Source organism: Blautia sp. Marseille-P3201T (genome assembly GCF_900120295.1).
Taxonomy (GTDB): Bacteria; Bacillota; Clostridia; order Lachnospirales; family Lachnospiraceae; genus Blautia.
In genome coordinates this window covers 1,109,733-1,132,271 of sequence record NZ_LT635470.1, presented here as the reverse complement: position 1 = coordinate 1,132,271, position 22,539 = coordinate 1,109,733, and the positions used below count along the sequence as shown (strand labels likewise).

The window sequence follows — 22,539 nt, the reverse complement described above, 5'->3', positions numbered from 1 at the left end:
TTATGCAGAACTTTAAAATTTTAAAAACACCGGATTTCTTGGAAAAAAAGATTCCTGCAGAGTGTGTTCCACATCGTTTTGCTATAGCAACTAATATATTGCTCTGTACACCAGATAAAGGATTGCTTTTATTTAATTATGAACCTCAAAAATGGAATCAATGGTATCCTTATTTTTCTTCGGTTAATGATGTATATGATTTTAAGGGAGAAACATATCAAGAAATAGTGGAGGAATTTTACAAAGAAATTATACCAAGAGAAAACGTTCAAAATCGTGTCTGCAAAGCGGAAGATAATTTTTTGAAATTATTAGAAATCCCAAATGGTGAAGTTAAATTAGAGGAATCTCCAATTAAACCTGAAATATGGTTAAAATATTCGAAAACACAGAATATCTGGACTTTTTATTATATTGAATTTTTACAGGTAAAAGGTATTTCTAAAATTGATTTGGAAGTATTGGATAAGAATGTGGTTGATTTTATGCCACTAAATGAAGTAGTTGTATCGTCGGTATTAGAAAGCGGCAAATTCAAGGGGATTGATGTGGTTGATAATACGTTAGATATTATAAAGGATAAAGAAACTTTGAAAAAAATATTAAATTTATCAATTGTAATATAAATAACTTTGTATAGTAAGCGCAAAATAATTCGACGGATTGTGTTGCCCTAAAAATGAATCCATAATAATCATTAGAAAATGCAAGCATTTCACTTTATCTTCTCTTGCCAGAAATGATAGATGCGAGCATTTTACTCTATCCGATTTATGGAGGTGTGCTCATGAGAAGCAAAAGAATACCTGCCAAAGAACAATACCGTCTCATCATGGAATGCCGTCAAAGTGGATTGACAGATCATCAATGGTGTGTGGAACACGACATCAAACCGGGGACTTTTTACAACTGGGTAAAAAGGCTGCGTCAGAAAGGTTGTGTGGATTTGCCAGCGTCAACCGGACGCAGCTATCGTGCACCGGAAAGCCAGGAAGTTGTCAGAGTGGATTTTCATGATACTGACCCGCTCCCATATGAACAGCCATTCAATGTGATTCCGGTAGCTACGGAAAGAAATAACCTTTCCGTAGCAGAGCCAATGAAGCTGTCTGTAGGAAGCTTCCATCTAACAATACCAAATGGAACAGATCCTCAGCTTCTGGCTCAAACGCTCCGCATTGTGAAGGAGTTGGAATGTTAGGGGATATCACAGCCGCCGATGAAATCTATATCGTAACAGGCAGAACGGATATGCGGAAATCCATTGACGGGCTGTGTGCTATTGTAGAAGAACAACTCCATATGGATCCAAGGCGAAGCGCCCTGTATCTTTTCTGTGGAAAACGTTGTGACAGGATCAAAGCTTTGCTCTGGGAGTCTGACGGATTTGTGCTGCTGTATAAACGCATGGAAGTCCAGGGCAGGTTCCGCTGGCCCAGAAATCAGCTGGAAGTAAAGCAACTGACCTGGCAGCAATTCGACTGGCTCATGTCCGGTCTTGAAATCGAACAGCCAAAGGCATTCAAACCTACGCAATGATCGTGTAAAAACTCTATGCCAACCAACAAAAATGGAGAGCTTTCCACACCCTGTATCATGTCTGCAATCCCTTGTAAATACTGGATTTTCTGCTTCTTTTTCATTGCTTTTTATGGTATAATAAGAGCAATGAAAAAGGAGCAGAAGACATATGGCCGATAATTCAAAAGATTCAAAAATCCTTGCGTACAAGGACATGATCAACCAACTGAATAAGACGATTTCCGCACAGACAGAACTGATCCAGTCTTTACAAAAAACATTGGAAGCAGACCGTCTGGAAAAAGAAAACCTTCGTCAGCAGATTGAATATCTCACGAAGAAACTCTTTGGTACTTCCAGTGAAAAACGGAAAGATATCGATGGTCAGCTGAATCTTTTTGATGAAGCCGAGCAGGAGGCAGATCCGACATGGAAACAGGAACTTCCTGATGACATCACTGTTCCGGAACATAAGCGAAAAGCACGACGGACACATGCAGATCTCTTTAAAAATGTCCCTTCCTGCGACGAGATCATTTCTCTTCCGGAGGAGGAGCGGAACTGTCCAACCTGCGGAACACAGATGGAATGTATTGGGAAAGAATTCGTCCGCCATGAATTCCGGTTTACCCCTGCCAAAGGGAAAGTAGTAAATATCTATCGTGAAACCTATAAATGCCCGGAGTGTGCCATATCAGAGGAACACCCGGATGATCAGACATTTGTCAAAGCGCCTGTCCAGGAACCATTGATCCCAGAAAGTTATGCATCGGAATCCGTTGTAGGATGGGCAATGCACCAGAAGTACCAGAATGGTCTGCCATTAAACCGGCAGGAATCGGAATGGAAGCAGCTGGGTGTCCCATTAAGCCGGGCTACGCTTGCTAACTGGATCATTTACTGTGCCGAGAATTACCTCTGTCATGTTTATGATTATTTTCACCGTCAGTTACGGATGCGTAAATATCTGATGGCAGATGAAACCCGGGTTCAGGTACTGAATGAGCCGGAGCGCAATCCTGAAACAGGTTCCTGGATGTGGCTCTTCCGCAGTGGAGAAGATGGGCTTCCGCCGATCCTGCTCTATCATTACACAGAGACAAGGGCAAAGTTCCATGCGGCATCTTTCCTGCAGGGGTTCCGTGGATATCTGGAGACCGATGGATACCAGGGTTATAACGATCTGCCGGATATCAAACGCTGCTCTTGCTGGGCACATGTGAGACGTTATTTCACAGATGCCATACCGAAAGGGAAAGAGTATGATTACAGCCTTCCGGCGGTGCAGGGAGTACAATTCTGCTCCAAGCTGTTTGATTGTGAGCGGTACTCAAAAGCAAAAAATCATACTGCGGAGCAGAGAAAACAGTTCCGTCTTGAAAAGGAGAAGCCGATACTGGAGGCATTCTGGAATTGGCTGGATCAACAGCGTCCAAATAAGGGAACCCGTTTGGCGAAAGCGGTGAACTATGCCCAAAATCGGAAAGACACCCTGATGACCTATCTGGAAGACGGTCATTGCAGTTTATCCAATAATCTTAGCGAGAATGCAATCAGACCATTCACTGTTGGCCGGAAAAACTGGCTGTTCAGTGCCAGTCCGAAGGGAGCTGCCTCTAGCGCTATTGTGTATACAATGGTTGAGATGGCAAAAGCGAATGACCTGAATACCTACAAATATCTGACATACCTCTTATCACAGCGGCCAGACGCTAAAATGTCAGATGAACAGCTGGAACAGCTTGCCCCATGGAGCGAGACTGCGAAAGCGAACTGTCAAAACTAAACATAGCGCAAAACGCTTGCATCTATCATTTTGGTGCAAGCGTGATTCATGGGCAGCGTAGCAATATTTTGCGCTTACTATATAATGGCTAGGGATTTTATTTAGCTAGTAAAATTGGGATTATAGAAATATTTTGTGAAAAGAGGAGAAAAGGAATGGAGTCGCTTTATATTGTAATGCCAGCTTATAATGAAGAAAAGAATATAAAAAAAGTAGTAAAGCAATGGTATGCAGTTTTAGATGGAAAAGCAGAAAATTCAAAATTGGTGATTGCAGATAGCGGGAGTACAGATAGAACTCATGAAATTTTGATAGAATTACAGAAAGAATATCCTAAAATTGAAATTTTAGAAGATACAGAACAATATCATGGTCCTAAGCTAATTGCTCTTTATGATTATGCGATAAAAAATAAATGTGACTATATATTTCAGACAGACTCTGATGGTCAAACAAATCCCGATGAGTTTGCTGCCTTTTGGAATATGAGAAAAGAATACAGTGGTGTGTTTGGAAATAGAACAGTAAGAGGAGACGGGAAGGACAGAGCTTTTGTAGAGAAAGTAGTTTGTTTCTTGCTAAGGATGTATTTTGGAGTGAAGGTTCCAGATGCAAATGCTCCATTTCGTTTAATGAAAACAGATGTTGTTAAAAAATATCTCTATAAAATACCATATAATTACAATTTGCCTAACATTATGCTGGTTACATATTATGCTTATTGCGGCGAAAAATTATTTTTTCATGAAATATCTTTTCAATCACGTCAGGCAGGTGTAAACTCAATTAATATTCCTAAAATAGTTAAGATTGGCTGGAAAGCTTTAGGGGATTTTCATAGTTTTAGGAAGGAAATGAAAAATGAATTTAAAAGAAAAAATTGAGGAATATAAAGACGTTCTTCCTTATTTATTTTTTGGAGTGTGCACAACGCTTGTAAATGTAATAGGATATTGGATTTGTGCATATTTATTGAAATTTGGATTGATGCCTAGTACAATTATAGCGTGGTTTTTAGCGGTGTTATTTGCTTATATTACAAATCGTAAATGGGTATTTAAAAGTAATGCGCAAAGCAGAAGCGAAATCGGAAGAGAGGCATGTTATTTCTTTCTTTGTCGATTAACGACAGGAGTTGTGGACTGGGGAAGCATGTTCCTATTTGTTAGTATTCTGCATTTAAGTGATATTTTCAGTAAATTTGTTGCAAATATTATTGTAATACTGTTGAATTATATTGCGAGTAAATGGGTTATATTTAAAAAAAGGGAAAAGAAATAGTGATGGAAAAGACGAAAAAGAAAAGAAGCTTGATAAGCAGCAATCAAGAAAATATTATAGCGTTTTTAGTATCAACTGTAATAGCTTTTTTTTTCTTGTTAAAGAGTTGGCAGCATCCATGGTTAAACGTGGAGACAGGAACTGACTCAAGTGTATTTAAAACGATAGCGATGATGATGGAAAAAGGCTATATGCCATACAGAGACTCGTTTGACCATAAAGGACCTCTTTTATATATATTGAATTGGATAGGGGGTAAAATTTCAAGTTATGGTGGAATATGGGTAATTGAGCTGATATTTTTGGCAGTTACGATTTTTATGATTTATAAAATTGCAAGATTGTCATGTAAAGGCAATTTTGCAATGATTGTAATGCTTGTTTCTCTTTCTTTGCTGTTTGGATATTTTGATGGTGGAAATTTAACAGAAGAATATGCAATGCCATTTTTAACCATTGGAATTTTTATTTTTATCGATTATCTAAAGAATAAAAAGATATCAATGATGAGATTAATCCTTTCGGGGCTTTCTTGCGGAGTAGTTTTGTTATTACGTCCCAATATGATTGCAGTGTGGTTGACTTTTTGTATTACGATATTTGTTATACATATATGGAATAAGAACTGGAAAGAATTAGGAAGCATGATAATAGGATTTTCTATAGGTGTTTTGCTGATTGTTTTACCAATTCTTATATGGCTCGCAGTTCATCATAGTTTGGTTCCATTTTGGGAAGATTATATTGTGTTTAATACACAATACACATCTGAAGAAGGAAATAGAGCGTTGTTTTCCGCAAAATGGGATTCTTTTTTGAGCTTTTTTAATACTTCTGTATGTATGATAGCTTTTTTCAGTATGCTGTATCATTGCAAAGAAAAAAATAGAATTTTAAACAGAACGTATTTGGCATATATGATTTTTAATTTGTTACTTATATGTATGTCCGGAATGGTTTATTCTCACTATGGAATGATAATTGTTCCGATGGTATCGTATCCTTTAAGCTTGATTTTTTCAGATATAGAAGATATTGAAATTAACAGTATTTCTAAAGCAATCAGCATACTTGTATCTATATATGTGTTAAGTACCATGATACTGCCGGATTGGATTGAAACGGTGAAAGGATTGCCGAATACTTTTGAAAATAGAAAAGATTGTAATATTTCGGATACAGCAATGACAGTTGCGAAGATTATAGAAGAAAATACTGAGGATAGTGAGAAAATTTCAGTATATGGAAATTGGAATTTTATTTATATTCTTACAAATCGAAGTCATGCAACCAGGTATTCTTATCAATTTCCAATTTCGGAAGTAAAACCGGAAATAATGGAAGAATATATAGAACAAATGGAAGAAGAGCAACCACCCATTGTTGTGGTACAAGCTGAATGTAAAGATGATACAATTAGTAGCTTTTTGGAGGATAATCAATATGAATTGATTTGGTCTGAAAATAAAGAAACAATGGATGAAGCACTTGTTTATATGAAATAAAATGAAGGGAACTATGGAGAAATCTGTAGTTCCTTTTTGTATAGAAATAAAATGGATTAAAAAACTCTAGTATTAAAATAGAAAATATGCTATGATGGGTAACAGAGAATACAAGATATAGTATAGGATGAAATTAAAGGAGCAAGGAAATGAAGAATTATATCAGTCAGGTTATGAAGGAATTTCCTGAAGCAGAATATAATGTCTGTAAATTGGAACAGGGATATGAGCGTTTGAAAAGAGACGATATGACAGAAGAGGATATTTTACAGGCGCTGACAAAGGCTGCTGTAGAGCTGACGCAGGAAACGGAGCCCAAATGGGAATATATTGGTGCCCGTTTTTTATATATGAAATTTGAGAAACAATTAAGAGTGGAATTAGAAATAAGAGGGATAAAAGATTTTTATGAGAAAATTCAATATCTTACCCAAGAAGGGCTATACGGTAGTTACATTTTAGAGCATTATTCAAAAGAGGAAATTCTGGAAGCGGAAGGTTATATCAAAGCAGAGCGCAATGGTTTGTTTAATTATTCCGGATTGGATTTACTTCTCAATCGTTACGTTATTCAGACCCATGATCACATTAAATTGGAGACACCTCAGGAAATGTATATGGGAATTGCACTTCATCTGGCAATGAAAGAAAAAAAGGATAAAATGAAGTGGGTGAAGAAGTTCTATGATATGCTCAGTAAGCAGGAAGTAACCATGGCAACGCCTACCTTGTCAAATGCCAGAAAGCCATACCATCAGCTTTCCAGTTGCTTTATTGATGTAGTTCCTGACAGCTTAGAGGGGATTTACAGAAGCATTGACAGTTTTGCAAAAGTAAGTAAGTTCGGTGGCGGAATGGGAATGTATTTTGGAAAGGTGAGGGCAACAGGCAGTACCATTCGAGGCTTTGAAGGAGCAGCAGGTGGCATTATCCGCTGGATACGCCTTGTCAACGATACGGCGGTAGCAGTAGACCAGTTAGGTGTAAGGCAGGGAGCGGCAGCAGTATATTTAGACGTATGGCACAGAGATTTACCGGAATTTTTACAGCTTCGTACCAATAACGGTGATGAGAGAATGAAGGCTCACGATATTTTTCCGGCAGTGTGTTATCCTGATTTATTCTGGAAAATGGCGAAGAAAGATTTAAATCAAAATTGGTATTTAATGTGTCCTCATGAAATTTTTATGGTGAAGGGATGGCGTTTGGAAGACTGCTACGGAGAAGAATGGGAAGAAAAATACAAACAGTGCATAGAAGACAAGAGAATTAAAAAACGCTGTATTAGCATTAAGGAAATTGTACGTATGGTTTTAAAATCAGCTGCGGAAACGGGAACACCTTTTACTTTTAACAGGGATACGGTAAATCATGCTAATCCCAATGGGCATAAAGGGATGATTTATTGTTCTAATCTGTGTACAGAGATAGCCCAGAATATGCAGGAGGTGGAAAGTGTTTCCACAGAAATTCAGACAAAAGACGGTGAGACCGTAGTGGTTACGACTACGAAACCGGGTGATTTTGTGGTGTGCAATCTGGCAAGCCTTTCTCTGGGACATCTTCCCGTAGATGATAAGGAGTACATGAAAGATATTGTAGGGACAGCAGTAAGAGCGCTGGATAATGTAATTGATTTGAACTTTTATCCTGTTCCCTATGCGCAACTTACCAATCAAAAATACAGAGGGATTGGTCTTGGAGTGAGCGGATATCATCATCTTTTGGCAAAGAAAAATATCCTTTGGGAAAGTCAGGAGCATTTAAAATTTGCAGATGAATTGTTTGAGATGATAAACTATTTTGCTGTTTCGGCAAGCGCAGATTTGGCAGAAGAAAAAGGTGCTTATCGCCTTTTTGAAGGCAGTGACTGGCATACCGGTGCGTATTTTGAAAAGCGAAATTATGTGTCAAAAGAGTGGAAAGAATTGGAATACAGGGTAAGAAATACAGGAATGAGAAACGGCTATCTTTTAGCAGCAGCCCCTACCAGCAGTACCAGTATTCTGGCAGGAACTACGGCAGGTCTTGATCCCGTTATGAAGAAGTTTTTTATGGAAGAAAAGAAAGGAAGTATGCTCCCCAGAGTAGCTCCGGATTTGTCTGTGGATACTTATTATTACTATCAGAATGCACACAATATCGAACAGAAATTTAGCGTGAAAGCCTGCGGTATCAGACAGAGACATATCGATCAGGCACAGAGCTTAAACCTCTATATTACCAATAATTATACACTGCGACAGCTTTTTAATCTGTATGTAGAAGCATGGGAAGCAGGAGTGAAAACCATTTATTATGTGAGAAGTAAATCCCTTGAAGTAGAAGAATGTGAAAGCTGTGCTTCATAGGAAGAAGGAGAAGAAGATGACAGAATTAAAGAAAAAATCGCTGTTTAATCCCAACGGAGAGACAGATGTACGTTTTCGCAGGATGATTGGCGGAGATACTACAAACCTAAATGATTTCAACAATATGCGGTATGGATGGGTGAAGGATTGGTATCGTCAGGCAATGAATAATTTCTGGATACCGGAGGAAATCAATCTTTCTCAGGACAGAAAAGACTATGGAGAGCTTTCCGAAAAAGAGCGTCAGGCTTACGATAAAATTTTAAGCTTTTTGGTGTTTTTGGACTCCATTCAGTCTGCAAATCTGCCTTGTATTGGGGAATATATTACGGCAAATGAAATAAATTTATGTCTCTCCATTCAGACTTTTCAAGAGTGTGTACACAGCCAGAGTTATAGCTATATGCTGGATACAATTTGCAGTCCGGAAAAGCGCAATGAGATTTTATATCAGTGGAAAACAGATGAAAGATTGTTAAAGAGAAATACTTTTATCGGCGAATTATATAACGAATTTCAGACAAAAAAAGACAGTTTTACATTGCTGAAGGTTATGATGGCGAATTATATTTTAGAGGGCATTTACTTTTACAGTGGTTTTATGTTCTTCTATAATTTGAGCAGAAATGGGAAAATGCCCGGTTCTGCGCAGGAAATTCGTTATATTAACAGAGATGAAAATACCCATTTGTGGCTGTTTCGAAATATGATTTTACAGTTAAAAGAGGAAGAAGCGGAGCTTTTTACAAAAGAAAATATACAGGTTTTAAAGGCAATGCTGATAGAAGGTGTGGAACAGGAAATTGCGTGGGGACATTATGTTCTGGGAGACGATATCCCCGGAATTTCAAAGGAAATGATTACAGAATATATAAAATATCTGGGAAATTTACGTTTCACGGGACTGGGTTTTGAAGCGGTGTATCCGGGATATGAAAAAGAGCCGGAAAGTATGAAGTGGGTGAGTTATTATTCTAATGCAAATATGGTAAAAACAGACTTTTTTGAGGCGAAAAGTACCGCTTATGCAAAAAGCACTGCTCTTTTAGATGATTTATAGGAGAAAATATTGACTTTATACTGTGCTTAATACTATTCTATTAAATATGTATGGAGACAGGAGGACAGTGATTAAGTGGAAAAACAGGAAATTCTGGCAATTTACGGAACAGAATATAAAGAAATGACAAAAACTCTTTTAAAGGAAGCTGATTTGGAGGGGCGGATATTAAAAAAAGAGCGGAAAATAGGAATAAAACCAAATTTGGTAGCGCCTTCAGAAGCTTCCTACGGAGCGACTACCCACAGTGAAATTGTGGCAGGAATTATAGAATATTTGCAGGAGCGAGGATTTTCAAATCTGGTCATATTAGAAAGCTCATGGGTAGGAGATAAGACCGCAGAGGCAGCAGAAGTCTGTGGTTATTATGAACTTTCAGAAAGATATCATGTGCCTTTTATTGATTTACAAAAAGATACTTATAAAACATATCCTTGCCAGGGAATGAAACTGAAAATCTGTGACGAGGTAAAAAGCTTAGACTTTTTGATTAATGTGCCGGTGATGAAAGGGCATTGTCAGACAAAGATTACCTGTGCACTGAAAAATTTAAAGGGGTTGATACCAAACTGCGAAAAGAGGCATTTTCATGCCATGGGACTTCATGAGCCCATTGCTCATCTGGCAGCGGAAATTGCACCGGATTTTACAGTGGTCGACAGCATTTGCGGAGATTGGGATTTTGAAGACGGAGGAAATCCGGTGGAGCTAAACCGTATTCTGGCTGTGGCAGATCCGGTGCTTTGCGATGCTTATGTATGTCATTTTATGGGGTATGAGGTGGAAGAAGTACCGTATATAAAAATGGCAGAAGCCTTGGGGGCAGGGGACGCAGGTTGGGAGCATGCACAGCTTCGTGAGCTGAATACGCCAAGACAGGGAGAATATATTCCGAAAACGAGAAAAGTCGTAGAGGTTTGTGATGCAGTAGAGGAAGTAGAGTCTTGCAGCGCCTGCTATGGTTATCTTCTTCCGGCTCTTTGGAGACTGAAAGAAGAAGGGCTTTTGGAAAAGCTGAAGGATAAAATCTGCATTGGACAGGGATACCACGGAAAAGAGGGGAAACTGGGAGTAGGGAACTGCACAAGAGGATTTCGGAATTATGTGAAAGGGTGCCCGCCCACAGAAGAGGAGATTTATGAGTTTTTGAAAAATTATATAATTTTCATGCAAAATGTCTGAAAAGAATATTGACACCCTATATGGTATCACATATACTATAAGCAGGAGGTATGAAAATGTCAAAATGGGATAAATTAATATCACGTATATGTAATTTATCAAGAAATCTTCGATTTGAGGAGCTAAAAAAAGTATTGGAAGCTTATGGGTACGTGATGTATGCACCAAGAGGAGGAAGCAGTCACTATACGTTTAGAAAAAAGGGATGTCAGCCAATTACCATACCAAAACATGAGCCAATTAAAAAAGTTTATGTAGAAATGGTTAGGCAAGTTGTAGAGAGTGAGGAAAGGAATAATGAAGAAGCTGAATGATTATATGGCGATGTCATATCGAATGGAAATTGTAGAAGATAAAGAAGAAGGCGGTTTTGTAGTTTCTTATCCAGATTTACCGGGCTGTATTACCTGCGGAGAAACCATAGAAAGTGCAGTAACGAATGCACAGAAGGCAAAAGAAGAATGGATGATAGCAGCATTTGAGGAAGGAATTGAAATTCATGAACCGGACAGCTTAGAAGATTATTCCGGTCAATTTAAACTGAGGATACCTCGTAGTTTACACAGAGCATTAGCAGAACACTCTCAAAGAGAGGGAGTCAGTATGAACCAGTATTGTGTATATCTATTATCAAAAAATGATGCTGTATATAAGAAATAAAACAGGACAGTCGCTTTACGATTGAATAATCGTGAAGCGACTGTCCTGTTTAAAAAACATTTTTTATTAAACGGTAATCCATCCCATTGCTTCTGATACGGCAAATACCAAAATCAGAATTAAGCAAATAGGAGCAATCCATTTCAGCATAATATTATAGAATTTCTTAAACTTAAATGCTCCGTTTAACTCTACCTCATCAGAAACTACTTTAGAACCAATAAAGTGTCCGATACAGATACAGGTCAGGATTGCAACGATTGGCATCAATACACTGTTGCTCAGGAAATCAAAGAAATCCAGAAGACCAAGACCGATAATCTTGATAAAGCTCAAAGGTCCGAAGCCTAAGGAAACAATAGCGCCTAATACCAGTACATAAATGGTAACCGTGATTGTTGCTTTTTTTCTGCTCCATCCAAGCTTATCTCTTATAATAGAAACGTTTGTTTCTAAAAGAGAGATAGAAGATGTCAAAGCTGCAAATAATACCAGAAGGAAGAACACAGTTCCGATTACACCGCCTAGAGTCATATCTTCAAAAACCTTAGGAAGTGTAACAAACATTAAGGAAGGTCCTTTGCCCAGTGCTGCTTCGTCACCGCCTGAAAATACAAAAACAGAAGGAATAATCATCAAACCTGCCAGAAAAGCAATCGCAGTATCGAAGATTTCAATCTGTCTTACAGATTTTTCCAGATTGCAGTCCTTCTTCATATAAGAACCGTAGGTAATCATAATTCCCATTGCAAGGGACATGGAATAGAATAACTGTCCCATAGCTGCAAGCACCGTAGTAGCGGAGAATTTAGAAAAATCAGGAAGCAGATAATATTTTACACCCTCCATAGCGCCTGGGCGTGTAATACAAAAGACGGAAACGCCTACAATCAGTACGACTAAAAGTGGCATCATAATACGGCTTGCTTTTTCAATTCCCTTTTCCACACCAAAGATAACTACAACAGCAGTAATGATAACATATAATGCAAACCAGAATACAGGAGAAGCGGTCTGGCTGATAAATCCGTTAAAATATTCATCACCGGCAGCAGCAGCAACATCACCTGTCAGGAAAGTTACAAAGTATTTTATAACCCAGCCGCCGATTACACAGTAGTAAGGTGTAATAACAAAAGGAACAACACATGCCAGATAACCTACAAATTTAAAACGTTTATCAAGAGCTTTAAAAGCACCCACGGCACTTAAACCTGTCTTACGTCCAATGGCGATTTCTGTTATCATAAGAGTGAAGCCAAGAGTTACCGCAAGAATTAAATATACTAGCAGGAAGATACCTCCTCCGTATTTTGCAGCAAGATAGGGAAAACGCCAGAGATTGCCGAGACCTACAGCTGAACCTGCGGCAGCAAGGACAAATCCCATTTTGTTTGAAAAAGATCCTCTTTTTTTGTCCATAAACATCACCTCTTAAATTTTATTATAGTCAATGTCACTTTAAAGTGGTACACTGACTGGAATATATAGCCCTTATTATGCCACTGAATTGTAAAAAAAACAAGAATTTTCTTAAAAAAATTAAAAAAACATAAAAATTATAAAATATACTTGACGAAGATATGTATATATGGTAGACTACATAAGTCTGAAGAAGAAAAAGAAAGCAGAGTATCCACTCTCACCCTAGCACAAATGAGTGACTACGGTTTATATGAAGATAATGAGGCGCAAGGCGTTTTCTTATGCGGATAAACAGTGGATAGTTTGTAGAACTATCCTTTTTTATTATATATTAGGAAACTGCTCTGTCAATTCTTATTCTTTCTTTAATTAAGTTCAAACAGCTTATGGCTGTTAACGGTTTATCAATATTATGGAGGTGCACTACTATTAGCGATTTAATGATTAACGAACAAATCAGAGATAAAGAGGTCCGTCTTATAGGCGCAGAGGGAGAGCAGCTGGGAATTATGTCTGCCAGAGAAGCGCAGAAACATGCGGCGGAGGCAGGATTAGACCTTGTGAAAATTGCTCCTACAGCAAAACCACCGGTTTGTAAAATTATCGATTATGGTAAGTATAAGTACGAATTAGCCAGAAAAGAAAAGGAAGCTAAGAAGAAACAGAAAACCATAGAAATCAAAGAAGTGCGTTTATCCCCGAATATTGAGGAAAACGATTTGAACACGAAAGTCAACAATGCCAGAAAGTTCCTGACAAAAGGAAATAAGGTAAAAGTTACTCTGCGTTTCCGCGGGAGAGAGATGGCACACATGCAAAGCAGCAAATATATCTTAGAGAAATTTGCTGAAATCCTATCTGATGTTGCTGTTGTAGAAAAAGCACCAAAGGTAGAAGGAAGAAGCATGACTATGTTTTTGACGGAAAAACGTTAATAAGAAAAAGAGTTTAAGGAGGACATAAACATGCCAAAAATGAAAACAACTAAAGCAGCTGCAAAGCGCTTCAAATCAACAGGTACAGGTAAATTAAAAAGAAATAAAGCTTATAAGAGCCATATCTTAACAAAGAAATCTCAGAAAAGAAAGAGAAATCTTAGAAAAGCAGCTATCACAGATGCAACTAATGTAAAGAACATGAAAAAAATCTTACCTTACATCTAATCGTTTGTGTGTAAGTATGTGTTTAATATAGGAGGAAATTAAGAATGGCAAGAATTAAAGGCGGATTAAACGCTAAGAAAAGACATAATAGAGTATTGAAACTGGCTAAAGGTTACAGAGGAGCTCGTTCCAAACAGTATAGAGTAGCAAAACAGTCTGTAATGAGAGCTTTAACAAGTTCTTACGCAGGCAGAAAACAGAGAAAACGTCAGTTCAGACAGTTATGGATTGCACGTATCAACGCTGCTGCAAGAATGAACGGATTATCTTACAGCAAATTTATGTATGGTTTAAAATTAGCTAACGTTGATTTAAACAGAAAAGTATTAGCTGATATGGCTATCAACGATGCTGCCGGATTTGCTACATTAGCAGAATTAGCAAAATCTAAATTAGCTTAATGAAATTTTCAGACCCCGTAAATCCTTTATTTACGGGGTTTTTCCATGTCTAAAATCAAGAAAAATGGTGTTGATTTTGGAACGTAATATACAAGCAATATACATATAATATACAAATTATACATCTGGAATTTCTATTTTTTGCAATTCTGCTAATAACTCAGACGGTAGCTTATGGGTATATGTTCCTTTGGTTATGTCAGATACGGAATGTCCCATGATGAGCTTTATATAATAGTCATTTAAGTTATACCTATCTGCCAGAGTTGCAAAGGTATGTCTGGTATCGTGCGGTGTGTGATCAATTTGCAATTCTTCTATCAGGTTCTTCCAGATGGTATTTCTAAACAGTGTATAGTAGTAAGCGCCACCTTTCGTGTTGGGGAATAGATATTTATTTCCCTTCCTGTAATATCTCTTAAAGAATGGTAGGATAGCATCATGGATCGGAACGACTCGGTCCTTTCCGGCATCTGTTTTCATTCCACAGATAACATACTGTTCTTCAAAATTAATATTTTTATTTTCAATGTTCAAAAATTCTGATGCTCGAAGTCCTGTATAAATCATAATCAGGATAATATCTACATACAGAATATCTTTCTTTTTCCAAAGCATTTCTACTTCATCTTCTGTGAAAGGTTTATGTATCTTTTCTTTTGTTTCTGTATAATCCCAGTCACATAGATTTGCAACGTTTACATCTACATACTTTCTTTTTATGGCATACTCATATACCTGTGACAGGACAGTTTTTATCAGGACAACCGTAGAATTTGATTTTGAAGACACACCATCTGCTATTTTCTGGATATCATCTGTCTGGATATTTTTAATTTTCCTGTCTTTGATGTCCGTAAAACGACTGTATGCAAGATTATAATTTCTTAAAGTACTGGAAGAAGGCGGTCTTTTTCTGGCTTTTTTATATTCAAACCAAGCTTCGTACACCTCCTTAAATGTAGGTTCTTTTACAAGGCTTGTATGCTCTTTTACAGGCATTCCGGAGTTGTAGTTGGCCAGAAACATATTTGCTTCTTTAGACTTTTCGAAATAGCCCAGATACTTGAATTGCTGCCTAAAACGTCCGTTCACTTCTTTGTATCCGTTGGTTACTCTTACTGCATAGGGTTTGCGCCGGTTCTTGCCTAGATAGACAACAGAGCCATAGCCGTTGGGATTACGCATAAAATCATCTCCTTTTCAATTTTGGGTATAAAAATAACAGCCATCGAAAATATGTTCCGATTGCAAGGCTGTTCCGAAGATGATACAATATATTTGCTAAAAACTCTTGTATATCTTCGGATATATATTAAGCCGTTCCTGTTGGTAGCAGGGGCGGTTTTTTTTAGTCTAAAAGTTCTGCAATTGTAATAGCAAGGTTCTGATAAATTCCTACTGTGATAGGCATAGCAAAAGGTATAATTATAGGAGCAGCATCTTCTTCGTATCGATATACAGTAGTTCTTTCCTTTGCTGGATCAACAATCCAGTATTCCCGTACTCCGAAATCAGAATAAAGAGCATTTTTTGTAGAATAATCCACTTTACGGCTGCTGGGTGAAACAATTTCAATCACAAAATCCGGAGCACCATTGCAACCCTTGTCAGTAAGCTTGTTTTTGTCACAAATAACACTAATATCCGGTTCTACATAGTTTTGAGTGTCTTCTCCCAGAAATACGGCAAATGGGGCAGGATAGACTTCACAAGAGCCATACTGAGATTTTATATATTCCCTTAATGTTCCGGATAGTTCCATTACAAGTTTCTGGTGGATACGGCTTGGCGGAGCCATGTTGTAAATTTTTCCATTAATCAGCTCTGCACGCTCCCCATCCGGCAGAGAGTAGATATCTTCCAGTGTATAGGTGTTTGCTTTAGGTAATGGCATAGTAACAACTCCTTTCATAGCTATTATAGGCTGATACAATTTGACAAATACATTTTTTTGACATATAATATACTTAACAAGGGAGCTGGAAGGTGACTGCACTTCACCCGTCCCGGCGAATAAGTTTTAAACTATTAAGGAATAGCCGTCTACTTTTCTCAGGAGCAGGACGGCTATTTCTTATGTGTATAATTCAGAATTGCAACAATCAGTAAAGCAACGCTTACGATTAGACTTAATTCTTCGTATGTACTCATAATAATCACCGCCTTCCGTAAGGTCTCGGAATAGGTGAGAGCACGTCCCCCAGCTGCCCAGGTAAGTATATTATATTATCAAGGTGTTTGCCCCTGTGTTGACAGGGGCGAGGTTATATTCTATTTAAAATCATTTATTCTTAAGCAATTTTCAAAAGCGAGTTCTTGAAGTGTTTTGTACAATGGCTGCACATTGAATTTTTTAGGGAACTCTAACTTGTGAGAAATATATTGTACATCATGTGCTTTAAGATTAGCAGTCTTTATGTATGTGAATGTAAGTTCGCTATCATCAAAACCAAATCCAGCAGTTTCCATTGTCACATCAACAATAGAAAACAAGTTGATTGACTCAATACGCATTTTTGCTCCGGTTGCCCCTTGCTTATCAGAGAAGATAATTCTCTTATTTGTAAAAACCAAAGCATCTCGAATAAGTTTGAACCCCATTTCGATGTTTTCTCCGTCCATAAGATACATTCCAAATTCCTGCTGCAATTGTTCGGGTGAAACTTGACTATAATTTCCAAGTCCTCCTTGCACAAGACTTCCTCCTGCCGCACCTGCGACAGCTTTTGCTCCATTTAGCATATCTTTCATTCCGAATGCTATAATATTACCCTCCTGTTGTTTATTTTTTATTAAAACGCCAGTGGCGATTTAATTCATTTTTACTTTTCCTAAAACTTTTCCGATACACTGAATTTTTTCATTGCCTGGTATAATGTCATATTTCTCATTATGGGAAATTAAGCCTTTTTCTCCAGCTTCCTTTATGAAACATTCATTATTCAGAATAAAGACACCTACTTCCCCGTTTTCTATGATCTGTCTTTTCTGCACATAGACTAAATCCCCATCTTTATAAGTGGGCTCCATGCTATCGCCATTAACACCAATAATAAAATCAGCACCAGGAAGATATGGAGCTTCGATTGTATCTGTTGGGATATCATCAAAATAGAAACCGTTTCCAGCGGAAGCTATCTTGTGCATATAGATATAGAGGCGGACTATGGTATTATTTCCTTTTTCCACAATAATCGGATTTTCTTCTAAGTAAGATATATGGTCTTGCTGCTTTTTGATTAGTTCCATGCGTTCATATTCTCTGTCTAAAATCATGTTAATGGTTTGCTGACCAAACAAATCAAGAGCTTGGTATTTTTTTATAAACAATTTATCTTTTGGAGATAATTCATCAGAAAAAGAATTCATTAAATAATTAGGTGTTATTTCTAAAACACCGCAAAGAAGTTCTATGGTATCTGGATCAGGTTTATTCTTATCATTCTCCCAATCGCTAATAGAATTATGTGCAGCACCAATTTTTTCTGCTAACTGTTTTTGAGTGTATTTTTTTGATTTTCTAGCAATTTTTATTTTTTCTCCGAATGATGGCATTTTTTCACCTCCTGTTAGTTGAAGTATAACATTGAATTTCGATTTTGTAAATAAAACAATTTCGATAAAGTCGAAAAATAATGTTGACATTTCGAAACAAACGATATATTATAATAATAACTTCGAACAAATCGAAAATAGGTGATGAATTTGAATGTTGGTTTGAAGATAAAAGAATATTTGAAAAGAAATGGGATTTCCCAGACTTACATAAGTAGAGAAAACGGAATAGAACTTCCGAAATTAAATTTGGCTTTGAATGGAAAAAGGAGATTTACATTTGAAGAATATACAATTATTTGTGGGGCTTTAAAGGTAAATACTGATAAATTCTTGAAGCCAAGGCTGCCAGAGGAAAGAGGGGAATAAGAAAGCGGGGTGAGAGAAATGTGGATATCAAAAAGAAAATGGAATGAACTGAATTCCCGTGTACGTATCAGTTTCTTATGCTGTTGATAAAAAATACGGAGAAAATGTAGGTAATTCCTATAATAAATATCTGATTACAGATCTGCTCAGAGAAGAACTGGGATATGAAGGTGTGGTTTGTACGGATTGGGGAATTACCCATGATATTGGAAAAACAGAAGAAGAATTTGCAGGGAAATGCTGGGGCGTAGAACATTTGACAGAGGCGGAGAGACACCTGAAAGCTCTTGAGGCAGGTGTTGATCAGTTTGGAGGAAATAATGACGTGAAACCTGTGCTGGAAGCTTATAAGATGGCATGTGAAAAATATGGAAAAGAAGTGACAGATGCCAGATTTAGACGTTCTGCGTATCGACTGCTTCTCAATATTTTTCGTACAGGACTTTTTGAAAATCCATATCTTGATTTGGAAAAATCTCTGAACATAGTGGGATGTCCGGAGTTTGTAGAAAAAGGATATCAGTCACAGCTGAAATCAATTACGATGTTGAAAAACAGGGAGCATGTACTTCCATTAGAAAAAGGAATGAGAGTGTATGTACCGGAAAGACATTTGAAATCTTATCTGGATTTTATGAGTCATCCTACCGGGGAAAAGACGGTTACACCGGCCGGAAAGAAGGCAGCAGCAGATTATTTTACTGTCGTAGAAACACCAGAAGAAGCAGAGGCAGCACTTTGCTTTATAGAATCTCCGATTTCTGTAGGGTATGATCCGGAAGACAGAAAGAGTGGAGGAAATGGTTATGTTCCGGTAACTCTTCAGTATCGCCCATATCAGGCAGTATGCGCCAGACAGAAAAGTATTGCAGGAGGGGATCCACTGGAAAAATCAGAGAATCGCAGTTATAAGAATAAATGGAACCAGGCAGCAAATGAAGAGGACCTTGATCTTGTGATAAATATGCGAAAGGCTATGGGAGATAAACCGGTTATAGTAATTGTTTCTATAAAAAATCCTATGGTTATGTCAGAGTTTGAGCCTTATGCAGATGCAATCCTTGCAGAATATGGTGTTATGCCAAAGGCAGTTTTGGACGTTATCACCGGAAAGTTTGAACCGAGAGGGCTTTTACCTATTCAAATTCCAACGAATATGGAAACAGTAGAATGCCAGAAAGAGGATGTGGCATTAGATATGGAATGTTATCAGGACAGCGAAGGACATGTGTATGACTTTGGATATGGATTGAATTTCGCAGGTGTTATATCGGATTTCAGAACAAGAAGATATAAAAAGTAGGACAGCGAAAGGATAAATAAAAATGAAAAAGAAATATGAAGAACGTTTACTGCAGCTTTTAAAGGAAAAAGAGGAAAATACAGAGTATTATGAAGCGCCGCTTCTTGTCAAAAATCTTCCTGATTGTGAAGAAAAAGGAGCTATGGACCCGCGTCTGTATAATGACATGAAAAAGCAAATGAAGATTTTTGCATTTATGCCGGCAAGATTTATGAAAATGGATACTTCAGAAAAGGGAATTGCAAAATTAAGAAAAATGTTCAATGGAGTAAAAAGTATTCCCTGTGTAGAAGGAGAAATAAAAATTCAGGAGAAAAAAGTAAAAGCAGAGGACGGGTACGAAATTCCTGTAAGAATTTATAAGAAACAAGGAGCACTAGAACAAAACCTGCCGATTTTATACTATATACATGGAGGCGGCTTCTTTGGCGGTTCCTGTGATGTGGTAGAAGAATCTGTGAAGATGCTTGTGGATAAAACAGGGATTTGTGCCGTATCTGTGGATTACAGACTGGCACCGGAACACCCATATCCTGTCGGACATCAGGATTGTTTTTCTGTTTTAAAATGGATTTATGAAAATGCAGAGCAGTTTGGCGGAGACAGAAATCATGTGTTTGTGGCAGGAGACAGTGCAGGAGGAAACCTTGCTCAGTATTGTGCGACACGTGATAGAGAAGAAAAAATTAATTTATTGAAGGGACAGCTTCTTCTTTATCCAACTTTGAATATGGCAGGAATAGAAGACGAATATTTCAAGCCGGGCATGGAAAATTTTGAAATGGCACCAAAACAAAAACGTGGACTTACTAAAATGATAGGTATGTTTTCAGGAATGACAGCAGGACTGGAGCCAATTCTTGGAACAAAGGATATAAAAAATGATTATCTAAATCCTTATACAAAAGAGGCAAAGAATAATCCACCTACATTTCTGGCGGTAGGTGAGCATGATTTTCTTAAACTGGAAACTCTGGGCTATGGGCTGAAACTTCATAATGCAGGAGTAGAAACAAAAATGGTGCTTTATAAAGGATTTGGTCATGCGTTTTTTGATAATACCGGAGTATATCCTCAGTGCGAAGATTGTATAGAGGAAATGGGAAAATTTATTTTAGAACATTGTGAGAGATAAGAAGTAAATAAAAGGGTACTTGCTCATATTGATGGCAGTGATTATAATAAAAGAAAAAATGAGGAGGTATATCATGTATCGTATTTTAATTGTAGAAGACGACATAGATATTGCCTGTGCAATAAAGAAACATTTGGAAGCCTGGAATTTACAGGCACGCTATATAGAAAATTTTGCAGATGTTATGACGGAATTTTCATCCTATAATCCTCATCTTGTTCTTATGGATATATCACTGCCATTTTTTAATGGATATTACTGGTGCCAGGAAATCAGGAAAATCTCTCAAATTCCTGTTTTATTTATTTCCTCTGCATCGGATAATATGAATATTGTGATGGCTATCCAGATGGGTGGAGATGATTTTGTGGCAAAACCTTTTGATTTATCGGTGTTGACTGCAAAGATACAGGCATTGCTTAGAAGAAGTTATGATTATACAGGACAGGTTTCTGTTTTGGAGCATAAAGGCGCTTTTTTAAATACAGCAGAGGCGGTTCTTTTTTATCAGGACGAAAAAATCGAACTGACAAAAAATGAATACCGGATTTTGCAGACCTTGATGGAGAATAAAGGAAAAATTGTAAGCAGGGAACGTCTTATGGAAAAACTGTGGGAAAATGACAGCTTTGTAGATGAAAATACATTAAGTGTCAATGTAAATCGTTTGCGGAAAAAGCTGGCTCAGGCAGGACTTTCTGATTTTATTACCACAAAGGTGGGAATGGGATATACGATTGCCATTTAGAGTTTAAGGAGAAAATTATGGAAATATTCAAGATATATATAAGGAAACAAGGGGGAAAAATTCTCTTTTATCTGTTGTTTTCTACTGTTTTTTTCTTCCTTTTCCAAATGTATCAAATACCTCTACATGCAGCTTTTTATGCGGTTTCCGTGGGAGGCGTCTTTGGAATAGCGGTTTTGATTTTTCAATTTATGAAATTCCGTCAGAAATATATTCAGCTGGAAAGAGCCGTAAATCAGAAAGAATTTTTGTTAGAAAATTTACCAAAGGCAGAAGACGGACTGGAAGAAGAATATGAGAAAATTCTGGAACATTTGTATAAGAATATACAAGATATGGAAAATGTACATAATGAAAAAGAGCAGGATATGTTGGAATATTATACTTTATGGGTGCATCAGATTAAGACTCCCATTGCTTCTATGTATTTAAAGCTGCAGTCTGAGGACAGTGAGTTTTCCAGAGAAATCGGAACAGATTTGATGCGAATTGAGCAGTATGTGGAAATGGTGCTCTGCTATCTGCGCCTTGACAGCAGTGAAAGAGATTATGTTTTTCGGGAATATTCCTTAGACAGTATTATAAAACAGGCAGTACGCAGGTTTGCACCGCAGTTTATCCGTAAAAAGATAAAATTAGAATATGAAACTACCAATGCAATTATTCTGACAGATGAGAAATGGCTGCTGTTTGTGATTGAACAGCTTTTGTCCAATTCTTTAAAGTATACAAAGCCGGGAGGATGTATTTCCTTACAGTGGAAGCCACAGCAGATTTTGGTAGTGAAAGATACGGGAATTGGAATTGCCAAAGAAGATTTGCCCAGAATTTTTGAAAAGGGTTACACGGGATATAACGGAAGAGAAGATAAAAAAGCAAGTGGCATAGGCTTGTATTTATGTAAAAGGATTTGTGAAAAGCTGGGATATGGAATTCGGGCTGAGTCTGAAATTCATAAAGGCACAGAGATTATCTTGGATTTAAAGAGAAAAAAACTGGAAATAGAATAACAATCTTTCAAAAATGTAAGATGAAACAGGGAAATGTAAGCAGAAGTTATGGCGAAGCATTTCCCTTTTTTGATACAATAC

Annotated in this window: 25 protein-coding genes; 20 read left to right on the top strand and 5 right to left on the bottom strand. The window is 37.4% G+C overall.

Going from position 1 to position 22,539, the window contains the following annotated elements; all coding sequences use genetic code 11:
* Positions 1 to 2: 2 nt before the first annotated feature.
* From BQ7352_RS13860 to BQ7352_RS13805, 12 genes are all read left to right on the top strand, one after another.
* Positions 3 to 626 carry a hypothetical protein gene (locus tag BQ7352_RS13860; RefSeq protein ID WP_072449750.1) on the top strand — a complete coding sequence of 208 codons (624 nt, stop codon included), beginning with the start codon at positions 3 to 5 and terminating at the stop codon, positions 624 to 626.
* 161 nt (positions 627 to 787) lie between these two features.
* The gene (gene tnpA / locus BQ7352_RS13855; protein WP_200791357.1) at positions 788 to 1,201 is read left to right on the top strand and encodes an IS66 family insertion sequence element accessory protein TnpA; all 414 of its coding nucleotides are present in this window, start codon (positions 788 to 790) and stop codon (positions 1,199 to 1,201) included.
* Positions 1,195 to 1,539 carry an IS66 family insertion sequence element accessory protein TnpB gene (gene tnpB / locus BQ7352_RS13850; RefSeq protein ID WP_003023173.1) on the top strand — a complete coding sequence of 115 codons (345 nt, stop codon included), beginning with the start codon at positions 1,195 to 1,197 and terminating at the stop codon, positions 1,537 to 1,539. The genes tnpA and tnpB overlap by 7 nt, the downstream gene beginning before the upstream one ends.
* A 151-nt stretch (positions 1,540 to 1,690) precedes the next feature.
* Positions 1,691 to 3,307 (top strand): IS66-like element ISRgn2 family transposase, encoded by a 1,617-nt coding sequence (locus tag BQ7352_RS13845; RefSeq protein WP_072449749.1) that lies wholly within the window; start codon positions 1,691 to 1,693, stop codon positions 3,305 to 3,307.
* Between the two features lie 176 nt (positions 3,308 to 3,483).
* Positions 3,484 to 4,191: a glycosyltransferase family 2 protein gene (locus BQ7352_RS13840; protein ID WP_242948599.1), complete on the top strand. Its 708-nt coding sequence runs from the start codon at positions 3,484 to 3,486 to the stop codon at positions 4,189 to 4,191.
* A complete protein-coding gene (locus BQ7352_RS13835; RefSeq protein ID WP_072449747.1) occupies positions 4,169 to 4,588 on the top strand; it encodes a GtrA family protein in 420 nt (139 codons plus the stop codon). Before BQ7352_RS13840 ends, BQ7352_RS13835 begins: the two co-directional genes overlap by 23 nt.
* A gap of 2 nt (positions 4,589 to 4,590) precedes the next feature.
* Positions 4,591 to 6,093, top strand: a complete 1,503-nt coding sequence (locus tag BQ7352_RS13830; protein ID WP_072449746.1) for an ArnT family glycosyltransferase — start codon at positions 4,591 to 4,593, stop codon at positions 6,091 to 6,093.
* Positions 6,094 to 6,242: 149 nt separating this feature from the next.
* The gene (locus BQ7352_RS13825) at positions 6,243 to 8,444 is read left to right on the top strand and encodes a ribonucleoside-diphosphate reductase subunit alpha (protein WP_072449745.1); all 2,202 of its coding nucleotides are present in this window, start codon (positions 6,243 to 6,245) and stop codon (positions 8,442 to 8,444) included.
* 16 nt (positions 8,445 to 8,460) lie between these two features.
* The gene (locus BQ7352_RS13820) at positions 8,461 to 9,504 is read left to right on the top strand and encodes a ribonucleotide-diphosphate reductase subunit beta (protein WP_072449744.1); all 1,044 of its coding nucleotides are present in this window, start codon (positions 8,461 to 8,463) and stop codon (positions 9,502 to 9,504) included.
* 75 nt (positions 9,505 to 9,579) lie between these two features.
* Positions 9,580 to 10,686 (top strand): DUF362 domain-containing protein, encoded by a 1,107-nt coding sequence (locus tag BQ7352_RS13815; RefSeq protein ID WP_072449743.1) that lies wholly within the window; start codon positions 9,580 to 9,582, stop codon positions 10,684 to 10,686.
* A gap of 56 nt (positions 10,687 to 10,742) precedes the next feature.
* Complete coding sequence (locus BQ7352_RS13810; protein WP_072449742.1) at positions 10,743 to 11,000, top strand: type II toxin-antitoxin system HicA family toxin; 258 nt, start codon at positions 10,743 to 10,745, stop codon at positions 10,998 to 11,000.
* Positions 10,984 to 11,346, top strand: a complete 363-nt coding sequence (locus tag BQ7352_RS13805; RefSeq protein ID WP_072449741.1) for a type II toxin-antitoxin system HicB family antitoxin — start codon at positions 10,984 to 10,986, stop codon at positions 11,344 to 11,346. The genes BQ7352_RS13810 and BQ7352_RS13805 overlap by 17 nt, the downstream gene beginning before the upstream one ends.
* A gap of 66 nt (positions 11,347 to 11,412) precedes the next feature.
* Here the strand turns inward: BQ7352_RS13805 and BQ7352_RS13800 are convergent, their stop codons facing one another.
* Positions 11,413 to 12,768 carry a sodium-dependent transporter gene (locus tag BQ7352_RS13800; protein WP_072449740.1) on the bottom strand — a complete coding sequence of 452 codons (1,356 nt, stop codon included), beginning with the start codon at positions 12,766 to 12,768 and terminating at the stop codon, positions 11,413 to 11,415.
* A 443-nt stretch (positions 12,769 to 13,211) separates the two neighbouring features.
* Between BQ7352_RS13800 and infC the strand changes: the two genes are divergently transcribed.
* From infC to rplT, 3 genes are read left to right on the top strand one after another with little or no spacing between them, the layout of a single operon-like run.
* Entirely contained in the window at positions 13,212 to 13,706 is a 495-nt protein-coding gene (infC, locus tag BQ7352_RS13795; protein WP_072449739.1) for a translation initiation factor IF-3, read from the top strand.
* A gap of 30 nt (positions 13,707 to 13,736) precedes the next feature.
* Positions 13,737 to 13,934, top strand: coding sequence for a 50S ribosomal protein L35 (rpmI, locus tag BQ7352_RS13790; RefSeq protein ID WP_004223312.1), 198 nt, complete (start codon positions 13,737 to 13,739; stop codon positions 13,932 to 13,934).
* Between the two features lie 44 nt (positions 13,935 to 13,978).
* Positions 13,979 to 14,335: a 50S ribosomal protein L20 gene (rplT, locus tag BQ7352_RS13785; RefSeq protein ID WP_004223310.1), complete on the top strand. Its 357-nt coding sequence runs from the start codon at positions 13,979 to 13,981 to the stop codon at positions 14,333 to 14,335.
* A gap of 117 nt (positions 14,336 to 14,452) precedes the next feature.
* Here rplT and BQ7352_RS13780 read toward each other — a convergent pair whose 3' ends face one another.
* From BQ7352_RS13780 to BQ7352_RS13765, 4 genes are all read right to left on the bottom strand, one after another.
* Positions 14,453 to 15,523, bottom strand: coding sequence for a tyrosine-type recombinase/integrase (locus BQ7352_RS13780; protein WP_072449738.1), 1,071 nt, complete (start codon positions 15,521 to 15,523; stop codon positions 14,453 to 14,455).
* Between the two features lie 163 nt (positions 15,524 to 15,686).
* Positions 15,687 to 16,232 (bottom strand): Uma2 family endonuclease, encoded by a 546-nt coding sequence (locus BQ7352_RS13775; protein ID WP_072449737.1) that lies wholly within the window; start codon positions 16,230 to 16,232, stop codon positions 15,687 to 15,689.
* Positions 16,233 to 16,609: 377 nt separating this feature from the next.
* Positions 16,610 to 17,089: a PH domain-containing protein gene (locus tag BQ7352_RS13770; RefSeq protein WP_242948598.1), complete on the bottom strand. Its 480-nt coding sequence runs from the start codon at positions 17,087 to 17,089 to the stop codon at positions 16,610 to 16,612.
* A gap of 60 nt (positions 17,090 to 17,149) precedes the next feature.
* The gene (locus tag BQ7352_RS13765; RefSeq protein WP_083429915.1) at positions 17,150 to 17,983 is read right to left on the bottom strand and encodes an XRE family transcriptional regulator; all 834 of its coding nucleotides are present in this window, start codon (positions 17,981 to 17,983) and stop codon (positions 17,150 to 17,152) included.
* Positions 17,984 to 18,055: 72 nt separating this feature from the next.
* On the opposite strand from BQ7352_RS13765, the gene BQ7352_RS13760 reads away from it, so the two are divergent.
* From BQ7352_RS13760 to BQ7352_RS13740, 5 genes are all read left to right on the top strand, one after another.
* Positions 18,056 to 18,262, top strand: coding sequence for a helix-turn-helix domain-containing protein (locus BQ7352_RS13760; RefSeq protein ID WP_143143403.1), 207 nt, complete (start codon positions 18,056 to 18,058; stop codon positions 18,260 to 18,262).
* Positions 18,263 to 18,320: 58 nt separating this feature from the next.
* The gene (locus BQ7352_RS13755) at positions 18,321 to 19,565 is read left to right on the top strand and encodes a glycoside hydrolase family 3 C-terminal domain-containing protein (RefSeq protein ID WP_242948597.1); all 1,245 of its coding nucleotides are present in this window, start codon (positions 18,321 to 18,323) and stop codon (positions 19,563 to 19,565) included.
* 22 nt (positions 19,566 to 19,587) lie between these two features.
* Positions 19,588 to 20,700 carry an alpha/beta hydrolase gene (locus tag BQ7352_RS13750; protein ID WP_072449734.1) on the top strand — a complete coding sequence of 371 codons (1,113 nt, stop codon included), beginning with the start codon at positions 19,588 to 19,590 and terminating at the stop codon, positions 20,698 to 20,700.
* Between the two features lie 73 nt (positions 20,701 to 20,773).
* Positions 20,774 to 21,448 carry a response regulator transcription factor gene (locus tag BQ7352_RS13745; RefSeq protein ID WP_072449733.1) on the top strand — a complete coding sequence of 225 codons (675 nt, stop codon included), beginning with the start codon at positions 20,774 to 20,776 and terminating at the stop codon, positions 21,446 to 21,448.
* Positions 21,449 to 21,465: 17 nt separating this feature from the next.
* Positions 21,466 to 22,458 carry a sensor histidine kinase gene (locus tag BQ7352_RS13740; RefSeq protein WP_072449732.1) on the top strand — a complete coding sequence of 331 codons (993 nt, stop codon included), beginning with the start codon at positions 21,466 to 21,468 and terminating at the stop codon, positions 22,456 to 22,458.
* The last annotated feature ends 81 nt before the right edge of the window (positions 22,459 to 22,539 follow it).

Bases quoted from the DNA above. Each gene is read 5' to 3' on its own strand.
- BQ7352_RS13860 (WP_072449750.1), top strand. From the start codon at position 3: ATGCAGAACTTTAAAATTTTAAAAACACCGGATTTCTTGGAAAAAAAG.
- tnpA (WP_200791357.1), top strand. From the start codon at position 788: ATGAGAAGCAAAAGAATACCTGCCAAAGAACAATACCGTCTCATCATG.
- tnpB (WP_003023173.1), top strand. From the start codon at position 1,195: ATGTTAGGGGATATCACAGCCGCCGATGAAATCTATATCGTAACAGGC.
- BQ7352_RS13845 (WP_072449749.1), top strand. From the start codon at position 1,691: ATGGCCGATAATTCAAAAGATTCAAAAATCCTTGCGTACAAGGACATG.
- BQ7352_RS13840 (WP_242948599.1), top strand. From the start codon at position 3,484: ATGCCAGCTTATAATGAAGAAAAGAATATAAAAAAAGTAGTAAAGCAA.
- BQ7352_RS13835 (WP_072449747.1), top strand. From the start codon at position 4,169: ATGAATTTAAAAGAAAAAATTGAGGAATATAAAGACGTTCTTCCTTAT.
- BQ7352_RS13830 (WP_072449746.1), top strand. From the start codon at position 4,591: ATGGAAAAGACGAAAAAGAAAAGAAGCTTGATAAGCAGCAATCAAGAA.
- BQ7352_RS13825 (WP_072449745.1), top strand. From the start codon at position 6,243: ATGAAGAATTATATCAGTCAGGTTATGAAGGAATTTCCTGAAGCAGAA.
- BQ7352_RS13820 (WP_072449744.1), top strand. From the start codon at position 8,461: ATGACAGAATTAAAGAAAAAATCGCTGTTTAATCCCAACGGAGAGACA.
- BQ7352_RS13810 (WP_072449742.1), top strand. From the start codon at position 10,743: ATGTCAAAATGGGATAAATTAATATCACGTATATGTAATTTATCAAGA.
- BQ7352_RS13805 (WP_072449741.1), top strand. From the start codon at position 10,984: ATGAAGAAGCTGAATGATTATATGGCGATGTCATATCGAATGGAAATT.
- BQ7352_RS13800 (WP_072449740.1), bottom strand. From the start codon at position 12,768: ATGGACAAAAAAAGAGGATCTTTTTCAAACAAAATGGGATTTGTCCTT.
- infC (WP_072449739.1), top strand. From the start codon at position 13,212: ATGATTAACGAACAAATCAGAGATAAAGAGGTCCGTCTTATAGGCGCA.
- rpmI (WP_004223312.1), top strand. From the start codon at position 13,737: ATGCCAAAAATGAAAACAACTAAAGCAGCTGCAAAGCGCTTCAAATCA.
- rplT (WP_004223310.1), top strand. From the start codon at position 13,979: ATGGCAAGAATTAAAGGCGGATTAAACGCTAAGAAAAGACATAATAGA.
- BQ7352_RS13780 (WP_072449738.1), bottom strand. From the start codon at position 15,523: ATGCGTAATCCCAACGGCTATGGCTCTGTTGTCTATCTAGGCAAGAAC.
- BQ7352_RS13775 (WP_072449737.1), bottom strand. From the start codon at position 16,232: ATGCCATTACCTAAAGCAAACACCTATACACTGGAAGATATCTACTCT.
- BQ7352_RS13770 (WP_242948598.1), bottom strand. From the start codon at position 17,089: ATGAAAGATATGCTAAATGGAGCAAAAGCTGTCGCAGGTGCGGCAGGA.
- BQ7352_RS13765 (WP_083429915.1), bottom strand. From the start codon at position 17,983: ATGTCAACATTATTTTTCGACTTTATCGAAATTGTTTTATTTACAAAA.
- BQ7352_RS13750 (WP_072449734.1), top strand. From the start codon at position 19,588: ATGAAAAAGAAATATGAAGAACGTTTACTGCAGCTTTTAAAGGAAAAA.
- BQ7352_RS13745 (WP_072449733.1), top strand. From the start codon at position 20,774: ATGTATCGTATTTTAATTGTAGAAGACGACATAGATATTGCCTGTGCA.
- BQ7352_RS13740 (WP_072449732.1), top strand. From the start codon at position 21,466: ATGGAAATATTCAAGATATATATAAGGAAACAAGGGGGAAAAATTCTC.